We start from the raw sequence: 13,578 nt of genomic DNA, 5'->3' as shown, positions 1-13,578 counted from the left end.
TCCACCTCGCAGCCCTCATCACCTACCACCAGGCACATCAATTAGCAGACACGCCCTAGGTGAGTTCGGCGGCGTAGAGGGTTTGGTGGTAGGTCGCGGTCGGGTCGGTTGGTGTGGATGATCGGCACCACACAGCGTATGCGCGGCCGGGGCCGGCGGCGATCCCGATGTAGTCGCCGGGGAACTTGCCATCGGCCACTGCGGCGTTGTTTAGATCCGAGAGTGGTCCAAGGGGCTGCGGCTGACCGAAGTAAGCACCGCCAAGCGATGTCGATAGTTGCTGCTGGACGTATCGGCCGTTCTGTACGGTCGTGTCTCGGGTGCCGTACGAGACGTACACCCGCCCGAAGAATGCCGCCACGCCGACGTTGACGTGGTCAGTGCCGGCCTTGCCGTGGGTCACGTCGACCGGCGTCGACCAGTGCGTACCGTCGACCGAGCGGGACAGTTGCACGGCCGTCGGGTCGGCGGAATCCCAGGCGGCGTACAGAAGGCCGGTCACTGGATCGGCGGTGGCGGAGGGTAGGCAGCAGCGGATCCCTACTGGTCCTTCGCCGGCGTCGTGGGTGATGGTGGTCGGTGCGCTCCAGGTCGCGCCGCCGTCATGGGACGTACGCGCGACCAGCAGGTCAGCGACCTCCTGTTGGGGGACTCGCGTGTGGGTGGACTCGTGGCCAGTCCGGCTCTCCGGCGCCTCGCCGCCACTGGCAGTGCCGTAGTCGATGTACGCGTCGACGATCGTGCCGTCCGGCTGGATCATCGGCTGCGAGTTTTGGCTGAAGGTGCCCGCGTTGGTGAGGTTCACCGTCTTGCTCCAGGTCCGGCCGTGGTCGTCGGACCACCGCACGACCTGCAGCGCCGCCGTGTTGTTTCCGTTCGCATCGTACAAAAACGGCGTCCAGAACTGGTAGAGCCGGCCGCGGTGCGCACTGAACGGGCTGCGGTCGGCGATCAGGAAGTTCTTGTCGTCGCTATATGCGCAGTCGCTGCTGTAGTGCGCCAGCACCGGACGCCCGAAGGTCTGGCCGCCGTCGGTTGACCGCGACACCGCGACGGCGGTCGGGCAGCCGGTGTCGAACGCCAGCACGGACAGGTAAACGCTGCCGTCTGGCCCGAAGGTGAGAACGGGATCTGACGCGCGGTCGAACTGGCCGCCGGCGGCCTTCGTGACGCCCTGCAGTGGGGCGTGCTGCCAGTGTTTGCCGCTGTCGTGCGTCCAGGCGTACGAGATGTCGACCGCCCCGCCGTCCGGGAACCGCCCGTCGTGCGCGGCGGCGACCGCGATCCGCGGATCGATCGGCGAGATCGCGACGTCGGGTTCGACCAGCGTGTCCGGTTCGGATCCGGGTTGCGGGGCGATGTCCTGCTCGTCGATCTGCCCGACCTGCAGAACCCGAACGGGACTGGGGACCGGCCGCGACGCCGCGTGCGCCGAAGTCACAAGGAATGGCAACGAAAACGCCACAGCAGCGGCACAGACGACGATCCGGCGCGGCCAAAGGTTCTGAGTCACGGCTACCCATCCTCTACCGGGTCGTTGGCGACTGCGGGTGCAGTCTACGACCAGTGTTGTTGAGACTGGAGACTCTCTACTCATACTCAAAGATCCAATAAGGCGGAATGACCCGCTAAGGCGCATTTGCCTAGACAATCCCGGGGCAGCTGCGGGGTAGGTCGTCCGCCGCCACGGGTATCGTGCAGAACATTTGCGGCACTCACGGACTGTTGACGATCAAGAGGCGGCAGTGGGTATCAGGCAGCTGGCAGCCACCACGTTATGCGTCATCATTGCGTTGGCGGCATGGGTAGCGCCTGCCGCAGCCGTGTCGATCCCGACTTTGTCGGGCTGAGCGTTACACCAGCGACGGCCGTGGTCGGCGATCAGGTCACGGTTGCGGCAACGGTCAGCCCAGGATGTTTCCTTCGTGTCATTGGGTGACCACTGGTGTTCACCCGCGACATGCTTTGGGATCTGGAGACCCGAAAGGCCCGTCACCCGGATGTCTTCATCCCGTACGTGCTGGCCACCGGCAGCGCGGCCGCCTGGGGCGATGGGCGATATCTTCGTCCGCAGGTCGACGGAATCGCCGGGCCGTTATCGGTCGTGACAAACGCGTTGCCCGAATGCCTGGTCTTCGGGCCCGAACGCCTGGCCCTGAGGGCCAATCGCGGATCGGCGTTCGTGGATAGCGTGAGTTCGATGAAACCTGACGTTTGGGTAGACCCTTCTGGTGAGCGGATCAACACAGGGGTCATTACCGCATTGTTGACAATATCACTGATCGCTATCGTCTTGGTCGGCTGCATACTCGACTTTTCCTATTTCTTGGGGGTTTGGGATCTCCTTCAGACCTGGTGTTCCGGGCATCCGGAGCCTGGCGTCCCCGACCAGCCGCTGATACCCAGCTGCCAGCCCACACCAGGAGGCGATCAGCTCGAGCTCTATTTTGTTTTCGGCGGTCACCTGATAGGAATCATGCTGGGGTTTGTCGCACTCATTCGGCAGTGCTTTCACCGCCATGGCCTGACCTGGTCGATCGTTGGTTGGGTGGCGTTCCTCGGTTCGCTGGGCTTTTCCTATTGCTATGCACTTCGACTCTACCGCTAGACCGGCGGGTCGGGTCGGTTTGCCAGGCCTCTGGAAAGAAAACGCCGCGTCGGTGGCCGTTGCCAGGCGCATAGGACACGAGTATCTCCGTGAGGTTGAAATCAACGGAAAACAACGTCTCCTCTACCACCAGCGACGCCCCGGAAGCCTGATAACTGCTCGGCGGACGGGCCAGTCTTCCGGCGCAGTAAAACTATCGAGACAACCCCTGAAACAGCCCGGTTTTTACTGGCGCTCGGACAGTGCGCCCAATGGTGCGACGTTACGTGCATCACTCCGAGCAGGAAGTAGACATGGTGGCGGCAGGCATGCGTGAGAAACTGCGATCATGAATACGGGTAAGCGGGTGGAAGAGGTTGAGGCAAGCCGCGCAGTGGGATGGGTGTTACGTTCCGCGAGTCTGGCCGACCTCGAGATGATCGCCGAGCTACGGGCCGTGGTAATGCGACCGGATCTGGAACGATTGGGTCGTTTCGACAAACATCGCGTACGGCAGCGGTTGCGGGATTCGTTCTCCGCGCAGCACACGTCGATCATCCTGGCCGACGATGCGTTCGCGGGCTGTGTCACCTTGCGACCAGTGGAGAGCGGGCTGTTGCTGGAACATTTTTATCTTGAACCGGGCCTTCAGGGTCGGGGACTCGGCTCGGCTGTCCTGCGTACGCTGCTGGAGCGAGCCGACGCTGACGGTGCGCCGGTCCGCCTGAATGTCTTGCAGGGCAGTGCTGCTCGTCGGCTCTACGACCGCCACGGGTTCACCGTCGAGGAGCAGAACCCGATCGATATCTACATGGTGCGGATGCCGGAATCGCCGTGAATTGGCAGGCGCTCGTCGCCGATGAAGCGGCGTCGGCTCGGTAGTCGCCGTTGGTCATGCGCGGAAGAAACTGGCGGTCACGTCGGGATCTTCGACAGTAGCCTGAGGCTTTGGTTGCCCGGATCGGCGCCGGTGAAATGGATCACCCCGACCGCCTCGCCCCCGAGCATGTTGCTGTTCAATCTCTGGATAACCGCTGCGGTGATCGCGGCAATGATCTGCTGGCGGGTCGTACGACGGATCCGGCGCCCGTCTGAGCCAAACGCTGTGCAGTTGGCCTCCGTAAGCGCGAAATTCGATGCAGGTCTGTTGTCTGGACGGTCAGGCAGAAATCCGCGCGCAAAGAGCCTCCGCAAGTTTCATCAATGCGTCGGGATCTTCTACGGAGGCCAGCCGGATTTCACCCTGAATGTATTCGAACGTGCCGATCGATACGGCGATCAGCGCGGCACGCAACTCCGGGTCGAGAATGGCGGCGGCATCGTCGCGCGTGCCGACCAAAACCCGGAAACGGCCGTCAAAAACCGCGTCGCCGGTCCGCACCTCAATCAACGAGGCCCGGCGATGCGATGCCAGCCGAAGATGGCGGGCGCGCGCAGACACATAGCGGGTGGAGTTGCGCGGCTTCAGCAGCGAGACCTGAACGTACTCGGTGCCCGACGCGCCAGTTCGCGACGACTTCTCCCGCAAGAACCGAACACCTATTTCTACCCGACCGAAGCGTCCGCGATATTCCTGCTTTTTTCGAGATACTTGGATCAAGCCCCACCGCTGCGCGAATTCGGCTTGTTTGGCGGAGCCCTTTCGTCGGATCAAGAAATGGATGACAAGGCCCACGACCGCGAGGCCAATGAGGTAAGGGACTACGACCACTGCGTTACCGTGCGCCGTCACTGCCACGGCAGATGTCGGAATCACAATATAAAACAACGCCATCCCTGCCCCCATGCACGTCAGATGTCGGGAGGGTAACGGGGATCCTCGCAGCGCAGGTTCCGATGCGCAGTAGGCCTCCCCATCAGGCATGCGTCTTGCCTTTCAGTCACCGAGCTGACAGCCGACCCTGCCGACATGCCCGTACGAGGTGGCCGACTCGCCACCCGAGGCCGCACCTTCGCCGAGCGTCAGCCGGTCGAAAGGCGGAGCAGAGCCGTGGTGACGAGGCCGACGAGGCCGGCGAGCAGCATCGGTGCGCGGGTCGCTTGTGGCGTGGAGGACGACCACAGTGTGGCTGGGGCCGACGGCAGCGCGTACTGATAGATCGCATCGCCGACCTCCGCGCAGACGGTCAGCGATGCACGCATCCGCAGGATGCTGAGTTCGTAGTCGGCCCTACTCAGTGTCCTGTGCCTCGATCAGGTCGAGGTCGCGGACGCAGAAGCCGTGGTGCGCGAAGGTCTCGTTGAGCACCGTGCCGAGGCACTGCCGCACCGTGCGGCCCCGGGCGTACGGCGGCCAGGCATCGTCGTCGGGCACCGGCGCTCGAGCGGCGAGATGCGCAGCGGTGACCTCGTCGAGCCAGGCCTCGAGCTCGGCTGCCTGTGTGTCACGCACGCTCACGATCTCGTCGAGGGCCGGTTCGAGCGAGAGGTCAAGCCCGTGCGCTCCACGGTAGGGCTCGACGGTCGTCCCGATGCCCATCGGCGTGAACAGCTCCGTCGAGCCCAGGCAGCAGCGGCGGAACCACGAGTCGTGGACGAAGACCAGGTGGCGCATCGTCTGCACCGCCGACCACTCGTCGTTCACGCTGCGGCGCTCGATGCCTGGCGTACGGCGGATTCGCTCGATCGTGGCGGCCCAGCCGGCATGGAGTTGACGCGATGCCTCGCGCAGATCGGCAGGGTCCTCGGAGCGGATCAGCACCCGCAGTGGATGACGCCGGTCGAGCTCTGCCTCGACGTACTCGGTGACCTCGACACCGTTCACCACGAGGTTGGTGATGAGCCCGTCGATCATGGCGTCCTGCATGACGACGCCGATCAGGCGTGCCCCGGTCAGGTCGCACTCGCGGAACTCCGCACCGTGTAGATCCTCGTCGACATACCGCGTCATGCTCCGCATACTAGGTCCGAGCACCGACAAGCCAGCCTCCCGGCTTGATTTGGTGGTTCTGCTGGCGAGACCGCCGCAACCCGACATCGGCTTGGCTTGAGCTGGAGGTACGAAAGATGCCGAGCTGTGGCCGTTCTCGGTTCGGCCGGAATGTTGATGGTCAGATCTCCAGGTCCTTCTTCGCGGCCTGTGTGAAATCCGTGACTGCGGCCGTCAGCGTGTCGACGGCGGCGTGGTACGGCTCGGCGAAGCGTTGATCGATGGTGTTGTGGTGTCCGGGCCGGCTGTTGGCTCGGATGTCGCCGATCGAGGTGGCCAGCTCCTGCGCGGCGACGCGAACAGAGTCGGCCTTGCCGTCGACTACTTTGGGTGCGAAGAAGCGGACTTTGCTCGCGGTCGCGTGGATCTCCTCTGCCAGGGCCAGGTGGTCGCCGAGTCCATCGGGCCAGACTGGAGCCTGGATCATTTTCTCTGTCAGATGGATGAGTTGCGGGTAGAGATCGGTCTTGTCGGCTCGGGACAGGCGTCGGCGTTCGGTCTTACGGTTGACCATGATGTTGCTTTGAGAGGCGAGTGTGACGATGGCGCTGCCGGCCAATGCGAGGGCACCGGAGCCCCACCACGGAATTGATACGTCCATGATCTGGAGAAGATAGTCGACGAGGGGAGTGGCGTGGCGGGGTGCGTGTTCGTGCCGTATTCGGCCGATGGGCATGTGAACCCGATGCTTCCGGTCGCTGCGGAGCTCGTACGCAGGGGCGTGCGTGTAAAGGTCGTTGCTGGCGCGCGCTTCGCGGCCAGAATTGCCGCGATCGGCGCGATTCCAGTGATCCCCGCGTTGGATCACGAGGTGGCTGTGCCGCCCAGTTGGAATCTCTCGGCAGTCATCGACCAGTGCGGGTTGACGGCCCGGCGCCGACGGGCGTGGCGGGCAGCGGCCGTTGCGTGCGTGCAGGATTTCCTGGCTGAACCTCCCGATTTGATGGTCGTCGACGTGCGCCTCCGGTGGCCCCTTCGGCTCGCCGGCCGGCTGGGTATTCGGGTGGTCCGGTTCCACACCACGTTTGCGCGCAGGGCGCGTACATCTGGCCCCGCGCTCGTCAACGTGATTCCTGAGCTGCAGCCTCGATTCGAGCGTTTCGGCCCCCGGTTCACGTTCGTTGGGCCGCTGATCGCCTCCGGTGACCCTGGACCGGTCGAACCGCCGGTAAAAGCGTTCCCGCCTGGCCCCAAGCTTCTGGTCTCGTACGGGACGGTGTTTGCTCGCCCGGCGACGTTCTATCGTGACATTGTCGACGAATTCGCCGGTACCGGCTGGACTGTGTTGCTTGCGACTGGACGTTTGCCGGTGGCAACACTTGGGGCGCTGCCGGCAAATATTGTGGCGCGCAGCTGGTTTCCACAGCGGAGCGTGCTGCCAGACGTTGATGTTTTCTTGACACACGGTGGGATGAACTCGGTGCAGGAAAGCCTGGCGGCGGGAGTCCCGATGTTGCTGGCACCTCGAAGCCGTGAGCAGCGGGGTACGGCTGCGCGGCTTGTTGGCCTGCGCTGTGGAGTTCTTGCCGCGAGAGCGGTGCGTCAGTCCGCTGAGGTGTTGATCGAGGACGCTCGGGTACGGGACGCCGTGCAGGCGATGCGGGATCGGCTGCGGCTGCTGCGGGCCGCTGAGGTTGCCGCCGACCAGCTGCATCAGCAGCTCTGACTCGGGCAACGTGATCGGCGTCTCGGTTACTGCGCCGTCCGATAAGGTGTCAGTAACTGCATGGAAGGGGACAAACACGTGGTGCAGGGGACCGTTCGGCCGCGGTTGCTGCCCAAGCGACCGGGTTTGTTCGTCAACAGAACGGGCCCGTTGGCAGAAATACAGGGCTGGGCGCAGGACGCGATCACCGGTCAAGGAGCGAGCTTGATCGCGGTGACCGGTCAGGAGGGCCTGGGCAAGACCGCGTTGTCCGTGCTGGTAGGTCATCGGCTGGCCGCGCATTTCCCGGACGCGCACCTGTATTACGACCTGAATGGCTCGGACCCTCAGGCCAAGGTGACCGCGGCCCAGGTCGCTCGGTATTTCCTGACGCAGCTTGGTTTTAGCCCGCATAGAGTGCCTGATCGTGCTGAGGAGTGTCTCAGCATGTTGCGGAGCAGCTTGGCCGACCGCCGGGTCATTCTGGTGCTTGACGATGTCGAGACAGTTGAACAAGTCAGGCCGCTGTTGTTCGAGTCAGCGCATGCGTTGGTCATGGTGACCAGCAGGAATCCACTTGCGTACCTTCGCGTTGATGGATTCCGGCCGCCGATCGAACTCGGCCGTTTTACCGGAGATGATGCCGCCGAGCTGATCTCGGCAATCGCCGGTCGAGGCATCATCGAGCGAGCTGCCGCAGCGCGTCTGGGCGAACTGTGCGAAGGATTGCCCTTGGCGATTGGGATTCTCGCTGTTCAATTGCCCGGACTGGGAAACGTTGAGCTGGACGAGTTGTTGTCTGGCAGTATCCTGAAAATACTGAATGTCGAGGGCCGTCGGCCTGTCGAGGACATTTTCGACTTCACCTATCAGCGGTTGGACGAGCTCGGAGCAAAGGCTTACACGACATTCAGCTTGCTCCCGGGCATGGACTTCAGCGCGGGCCTCGCCTCTCATGTGCTGGGTGAGGACGCGACTGTCACCGATCGGGTGCTCCGCGAGTTGACCGCCGGCTACATCCTTCACCGCAACGGCTCGCGGTACCGCTTTCACAACCTTGTCAGGGAACACGCGCTGGGGTGCGCGGCGGCGACGCTGTCCGAGGTAGATCGAGCAAACCTACTGGGAACGGCAGGGGAGTGGTATTGGCGGTTCGCGGTGAGCCACGACAAGGCCATCAGTCGCCGGCCATTCCCCATTCCGGCACGCAGCGAATACAAAGCGATTCCAGCCGCCTTCACCGCAGCCGACAAGGTCGAGAACGGGTACGCAGGTTTTGCCGTCGAGTGGCCGAACCTCATTGCCGCCGCGCGATCCGCCCAGGCCACCGGCTCCATAGACCTCAGCGTCCTGTTTCCCATGGCGTTGTGGACGTACGGTTATCAGACGCGCCGCATTGTTGAGCTGATCGACCTGTACGAGGCGGCGTTGGAGCGTGCCACGGACAACCGTCAACTGTGGCAGCTATACCGGGACCTCGCAGGTCTGCATGAAGGCAACAGGGATTGGCAGTCGGCAGACGTGTGCATCGCCCGTGCCTTCGCCCAGAACTATCCGGCCGGCGAGGCGAGCCTCTGGGAGTGGCGCGGGCTGACTGCTGAAGGCCGAGGCGATCTGCCTCTGGCGCTGTGGTGCTTCGGCAAGGCTCGCGAGACGGTCTCGCTGATGTGCGACACCGACCAGGAGCAGCGAGCGTACGCGTTGCTGGATCTGCACTGCGGCCGGGTGGCGGCCGCCCTGGGGCGACGCGACGATGACGCGGCGGCGTACGCCGAGAATGCCCGGCGGTATTTCGCTGCGGAAGATGAGGGTGCGGTCAACTACGCGCTCAGTAGCGAGGTGCTGGGCCGAATTTTGGCCAGGCAAGGGCAGGGCGCAGCGATGCTGCACGACGCATTCGAGCAGTTGAGTGAGCTGGGGATCAACGCTCGGGCCGCGAGAATCGCCGCGGAGCTGGCACAGCTGTGCGATGCCGCTGGCCGTCTGGCCGATGCTGCGGAATACCGTCGCCGGGAGCAGGAGTTGAACGACTAGGACCAGTGACCTTCACAAGGAAGTGATGCGGACCTGGAACGCGCGGCGAGTGTCGTCCACCTGAAAGGTCGCCCCTGCCGCGAGTACGTCGAGGGACCCTCCCACGCCGAGCCACGCATACGTTGCTGACACCGCGGCATCGGCGAACCCATCAGGTGCATTGATCTCCAATCGCGGACCGTTTCGCACTCGCACCACGGCTCGCGTTCGGGTGACCAGAACAGCCATCATGCACGCTGGGTGATTCGCGATAGTGGTCGTCAACCAGTGGTCATAGCTGTCCTGCCGGATATTTGTCGCTTCGACAGTCAAAACAGCCGCCGCTGATCGTAAGCGCCGAAGCGGATAGTTTGCCGGGGACACGAGATGGTGATCGGTCGCTGGTGTGTCTGTCAGCCCGATCTTTCTGCGTTGTAGCTCGGCAGGAAACCGGACCACCTGAATGTTCGGCCCGGCGCTGTCAACAACGCACTCGACCTGGAGAATTCTGGCTGCGGCATTGTCCTTCGGGATATTTTTGACTATCGGCACCGCCTCGATGGGCGGTTCACCGTACGGCAGCGGCAAGTCCATAATTCGGTAGAACAAGGTACGAAGCCGCTCGAGTGACTCTCCTGGCATTGAGGTGGCAAGTTCGGCTATTTTCCGTTGTGCGTCAACAGGCCACTGGGCGATAGTCGCCTCCAACTGCGGCCGTATCGGACGGGATGGGTCGAGCCGCGGAGCCAGTTGACCGAGGACGGCGATCGGCGAACCCGAGGCGACCTCACGTTCCGGGAAAGCGCCGAGGAGCACCGGGCGACCGGCTGCGGCACCGTACCCAGTGACTGCCCCATAATCGCCAACAAGGACGTCGGCAGCAATAAGACCGCTGCGCCAACCATCGATTTCTGACAACAAAACCAGACCGGATCGCTCGCAGTCGGCGAGCCAGCTCCGCCACTGCGCCGGACCATGGCCGTGCCGTGCGTTGGGATGTATCGCAGCTACCGTTTTGAACCGGTCGACCGGCAGCTCCGACATCAGCCTGCGAATCAGATCGGGAGAAGAGCCCAAAAGAGAACGGGAGCCCCACGTTGACGAGAGCATCACCAGCGTTCGGTCGCCCACCCCAAGCGCGGAGCGATGATGTTCGCGCTCCCCAAGACTCGCCATAATCCGGTCCAGGCACGGATCTCCGGCCACAACCGCAGCAGGCACGGCCGCTGGGGCCGCAGCGGCCAGTCTTGCCACCTGTTCGTGATGGGATAGCACGAGGGCATCGGCGACCGGTTTACCGTTGTAGAGAACCCATTGCGGGGAGAGCCCGAAAGTCTGTTCGCTGTTCGCTGTTCGCTGCTCGCTGCTCGCTGCTCGCTGCTCGCTGCTCGCTGCTCGCTGCTCCAGCCAGTTTTTAGTATATCCGATTCCGTGCGAAATGATGACAAGTGGTGCGCCGATGTCCGTCAATGAGCCGTGGTGACTGGCCGCGACCGCGAGGTCGAATGCCGTGTGACGGGCCTGTTCCCAGGGAACGGCAACGACGCCGATATCGTCGATCAGATCCGTAAGGCCATGGCTGAACGGATCAGAACTGTTCCAACTGGCGACCAGTTGGATACGGGGATCGCTGTCGAACACCGGCAAAATATCAAGCAGTCGGGTAAGCGTCGTGACGTTATGAACTATCAGCAGGACAGTGCGCTCGGTAGGAGTCGTTCGCCATTGTGCTGCCCGGCTGCCGATCGGAACGTCGACGTGTCGGACTGGATCGCCACCTGGCATGCAGACAGGCTATCAATCAGGTCTCCCGGACACGCATCATGAATGGCGGTTGCGACGACCTGGCGTCCTTTGGGGCCGCTACTGAGGCTGGACAGGCTCACCATGGGCCTGTCGACTACGTGGAGTAACTATCTGCGGCACTGGGACCGCACGCTCCGGACGACCCTGCGCAGGTCACTCGTGCGCATGTGGAGGCGTTCCAGCGGCGACACCGGCGACCTGATGGTGTTGATGGGCTGGTCGTCGGAGGAGATGGCCAGCCACTATGGCGCCAGCGCCGCCGCTGAGCGTGCTCAGCAGACTCGGGTTCGGATGCGGATCGGTGAAAATGTCTGACCACCTGACAACCCAAGGGTCCGCGGACGGCCCGGGCCACCGCGCCGCGGTTTGACGGTCGGCCTTCTTGGCTGTCTTCGCATCCTTGATGCACCGTCCGGGGTTTCCCCACAGCCATCCGAGTCCACCCGGGACCAACCAGTGGCCGATCCTCGCCAGGGTGGCAGTAATGTCGATTCGCTGCATCTGAAGCAAAGGAAAGAATGCGATGACGGCATCCCAAGTTCCGGGGGCGTCGGTCAGGTGGCGGATGTCGGCGTGCTCGAAGTTTACCGGGACTTCGCCATTGAATCAACGAGAGAACTATGTCAACTACCTCGACAGCTCCCAGCTCTGAAGTACGTCCCCGCAATGAGTTCCTCCCGTAGTCGACGCCGTTTCAGAGGGTCGCATGTCGAATCCCACATCGAACTACCGTTTTATATAGCGCGTTAAGTGGGTCGTTATGTGAGGACAATGCAAACCAGCTCCTGGTTGTCAGGCATGCCATAACAGCCCTGTACGGCACCTGTCAAACCGCGAAGGCTGTGGTGTCAGAAAAACCAGGCGCGACGGTTAACCCAGGCTTGAATATACTGGCGTTATGCTCATACATCATGAATCCGACGGCAGCGGGCCGCCGGTGCTATTGCTGCACTCAGGCGTCGCCGATCTGCGGATGTGGGATCCGCAATGGCCAGAGCTGATCGCTGCGCATCAGGTTGTACGTGTCGACCTTCGTGGCTTTGGAAAGACGCTAGCCACTGCCGGCACGTATCGGGATGCCGACGACGTACGCGAGGTCCTTGATTCACTGGGAATTTCGCGAACGGCTATGGTCGGGTCGTCGTACGGCGGCCGGGTCGCGATGGAATTCGCCGCCGCTTACCCGGATCGCGTGACGCAGCTCATTCTGCTTTGTCCCGTGTATCAGGGCCTTCCGCCGACCGCAGCCTTGAAGGATTTTGCGGCGGCGGTGGCGGCGTTCTTGGAAGCTGGCCAGCTGGACGCCGCGGTTGACTTGAACGTCCAGACTTGGCTCGGCCCGGAAGCCGATGATCCCACTCGTGAGCTTGTCAGGAAAATGCAGGCGAACAGCCTCCGGCTAAAGCTCGTACATCCCGATGGTGGCCCGGAAACGTCCGAGATCGATGCCGCAACTATCGACATTCCGGCGCTGGTCGTATCCGGTGCTCGCGACATGGACTATTTCCTGGCGGTCGCGCAGCACCTTGCCCAAGTCATGCCGAAGGCGCGTCAGGTGGAGCTTGCGTGGGCCGGACATTTGCCAAGTCTGGAGCGGCCTGGCGAGATCACCCAACTCCTGCTGGAAGCTCTCCTCTAGGACGGCGCCGAATAGCCCAAAATCCTCCCGGGCCGGTAGCTGCCGGACCGGGAGGGTCGCTGGGTCCAGTGCACGATGCGCGAATGGGTCGTCATCAGCGGCGACACGGTCGTCGGCTTGGTGGGGGAGCAGGGTGTTCGACTGCGAATCCTGGGCTAGTCGAACAAGACATTATCCAGCCGATGGGCCGAGTGGGTCCCGCTTCGACAACGCCGCGGCCGAGTCGTCCTCTCCGTCCTGGAACACGAGATCCGATCCCGCCACCACTTCACCACCCGAGCGCACCCAAGGTCCCTAATCGTGCCCTGGTTCGACAACTTCTGCAACTACCGCAGCCAACACAACACCTGCGGCCAAGAATCTACCGTAGACTGCGGGAATTCCATTAAGTTGGAAGCCGTATAGGAAGTCCCTCCACAGTTCTGACGGAGGCTCATAGCAGCCAGCCGTCGTTCGGTGGCCGAGAATTGGAAGTGCCCCATGGTTAACAGGGACAAGTCACGCGGGTCGTTTATCGACACCTCGAAACCGAGCATCGCGCGTGTGTACGACCTCTGCCTTGGTGGTAAAGACAACTTCGCGGCCGACCGTGCTCTCTACGAACAGGTCGTGGCGTTGGCTCCGGAGATCCCCGATCTGATGGTGGAGAATCGTAAATGGTTGGCGCAGGCGGTCGGCTGGTTGGTGGCCGAGCAGGGGATCGACCAGTTCCTGGACTGCGGTTCGGGATTGCCCACGGCCGAGAACACTCACCAGGTTAGCCAGCGTATTAATCCGGAAGTAAATGTCGTATATGTCGACAATGACCCGACCGTCATTGCCTACGGGCGTGCGTTGCTTGAAGACAACGATCGTTCGCACTTCGTCGGCGGCGATTTGTCCGAGCCGAGGGAGATTCTTAGGGGCTGGAATCATATAAGATTTCAAACAGTTGATTTGATTGTGTAGTTCCACTCGCC

Annotated in this window: 13 protein-coding genes; 7 read left to right on the top strand and 6 right to left on the bottom strand. The window is 62.7% G+C overall.

Going from position 1 to position 13,578, the window contains the following annotated elements; translation table 11 throughout:
- Window positions 1-55 precede the first annotated feature (55 nt).
- Window positions 56-1,513 carry a sialidase family protein gene (locus tag ABD301_RS41885; protein WP_344315564.1) on the bottom strand — a complete coding sequence of 486 codons (1,458 nt, stop codon included), beginning with the start codon at window positions 1,511-1,513 and terminating at the stop codon, window positions 56-58.
- Between the two features lie 432 nt (window positions 1,514-1,945).
- On the opposite strand from ABD301_RS41885, the gene ABD301_RS41880 reads away from it, so the two are divergent.
- Together ABD301_RS41880 and ABD301_RS41875 are read left to right on the top strand one after the other, a co-directional pair.
- Complete coding sequence (locus ABD301_RS41880) at window positions 1,946-2,608, top strand: hypothetical protein (RefSeq protein ID WP_344315563.1); 663 nt, start codon at window positions 1,946-1,948, stop codon at window positions 2,606-2,608.
- Between the two features lie 328 nt (window positions 2,609-2,936).
- Window positions 2,937-3,425: a GNAT family N-acetyltransferase gene (locus ABD301_RS41875; protein WP_344315562.1), complete on the top strand. Its 489-nt coding sequence runs from the start codon at window positions 2,937-2,939 to the stop codon at window positions 3,423-3,425.
- Window positions 3,426-3,746: 321 nt separating this feature from the next.
- Here ABD301_RS41875 and ABD301_RS41870 read toward each other — a convergent pair whose 3' ends face one another.
- The 4 genes from ABD301_RS41870 to ABD301_RS41855 form a co-directional block, all read right to left on the bottom strand.
- Complete coding sequence (locus tag ABD301_RS41870) at window positions 3,747-4,361, bottom strand: hypothetical protein (protein ID WP_344315561.1); 615 nt, start codon at window positions 4,359-4,361, stop codon at window positions 3,747-3,749.
- A gap of 188 nt (window positions 4,362-4,549) precedes the next feature.
- A complete protein-coding gene (locus ABD301_RS41865; RefSeq protein WP_163567051.1) occupies window positions 4,550-4,729 on the bottom strand; it encodes a hypothetical protein in 180 nt (59 codons plus the stop codon).
- A 28-nt stretch (window positions 4,730-4,757) separates the two neighbouring features.
- Complete coding sequence (locus ABD301_RS41860) at window positions 4,758-5,477, bottom strand: DinB family protein (protein ID WP_344315560.1); 720 nt, start codon at window positions 5,475-5,477, stop codon at window positions 4,758-4,760.
- Between the two features lie 160 nt (window positions 5,478-5,637).
- Window positions 5,638-6,075, bottom strand: coding sequence for a hypothetical protein (locus ABD301_RS41855; RefSeq protein ID WP_344315559.1), 438 nt, complete (start codon window positions 6,073-6,075; stop codon window positions 5,638-5,640).
- A 75-nt stretch (window positions 6,076-6,150) separates the two neighbouring features.
- Between ABD301_RS41855 and ABD301_RS41850 the strand changes: the two genes are divergently transcribed.
- Both ABD301_RS41850 and ABD301_RS41845 read left to right on the top strand, forming a co-directional pair.
- Entirely contained in the window at window positions 6,151-7,182 is a 1,032-nt protein-coding gene (locus ABD301_RS41850) for a glycosyltransferase (protein ID WP_344315558.1), read from the top strand.
- Between the two features lie 204 nt (window positions 7,183-7,386).
- On the top strand, window positions 7,387-9,195 hold the full coding sequence (locus ABD301_RS41845) for an AAA family ATPase (protein ID WP_344315556.1): 1,809 nt from the start codon (window positions 7,387-7,389) through the stop codon (window positions 9,193-9,195).
- Between the two features lie 12 nt (window positions 9,196-9,207).
- On the opposite strand, the gene ABD301_RS41840 is transcribed toward ABD301_RS41845, so the two are convergent.
- On the bottom strand, window positions 9,208-10,959 hold the full coding sequence (locus tag ABD301_RS41840) for a hypothetical protein (RefSeq protein WP_344315555.1): 1,752 nt from the start codon (window positions 10,957-10,959) through the stop codon (window positions 9,208-9,210).
- 186 nt (window positions 10,960-11,145) lie between these two features.
- On the opposite strand from ABD301_RS41840, the gene ABD301_RS41835 reads away from it, so the two are divergent.
- The 3 genes from ABD301_RS41835 (at window position 11,146) to ABD301_RS41825 (ending at window position 13,567) form a co-directional block, all read left to right on the top strand.
- Entirely contained in the window at window positions 11,146-11,295 is a 150-nt protein-coding gene (locus ABD301_RS41835) for a hypothetical protein (protein ID WP_344315553.1), read from the top strand.
- 583 nt (window positions 11,296-11,878) lie between these two features.
- The gene (locus ABD301_RS41830; protein WP_163567084.1) at window positions 11,879-12,619 is read left to right on the top strand and encodes an alpha/beta fold hydrolase; all 741 of its coding nucleotides are present in this window, start codon (window positions 11,879-11,881) and stop codon (window positions 12,617-12,619) included.
- Window positions 12,620-13,099: 480 nt separating this feature from the next.
- Window positions 13,100-13,567 carry an SAM-dependent methyltransferase gene (locus tag ABD301_RS41825; RefSeq protein WP_163567057.1) on the top strand — a complete coding sequence of 156 codons (468 nt, stop codon included), beginning with the start codon at window positions 13,100-13,102 and terminating at the stop codon, window positions 13,565-13,567.
- The last annotated feature ends 11 nt before the right edge of the window (window positions 13,568-13,578 follow it).

Origin of the sequence: Fodinicola feengrottensis, assembly GCF_039530045.1 — a bacterium.
Classification (GTDB): domain Bacteria; phylum Actinomycetota; class Actinomycetes; order Mycobacteriales; family HKI-0501; genus Fodinicola; species Fodinicola feengrottensis.
This window is presented reverse-complemented; position numbering and strand designations above follow the sequence as displayed.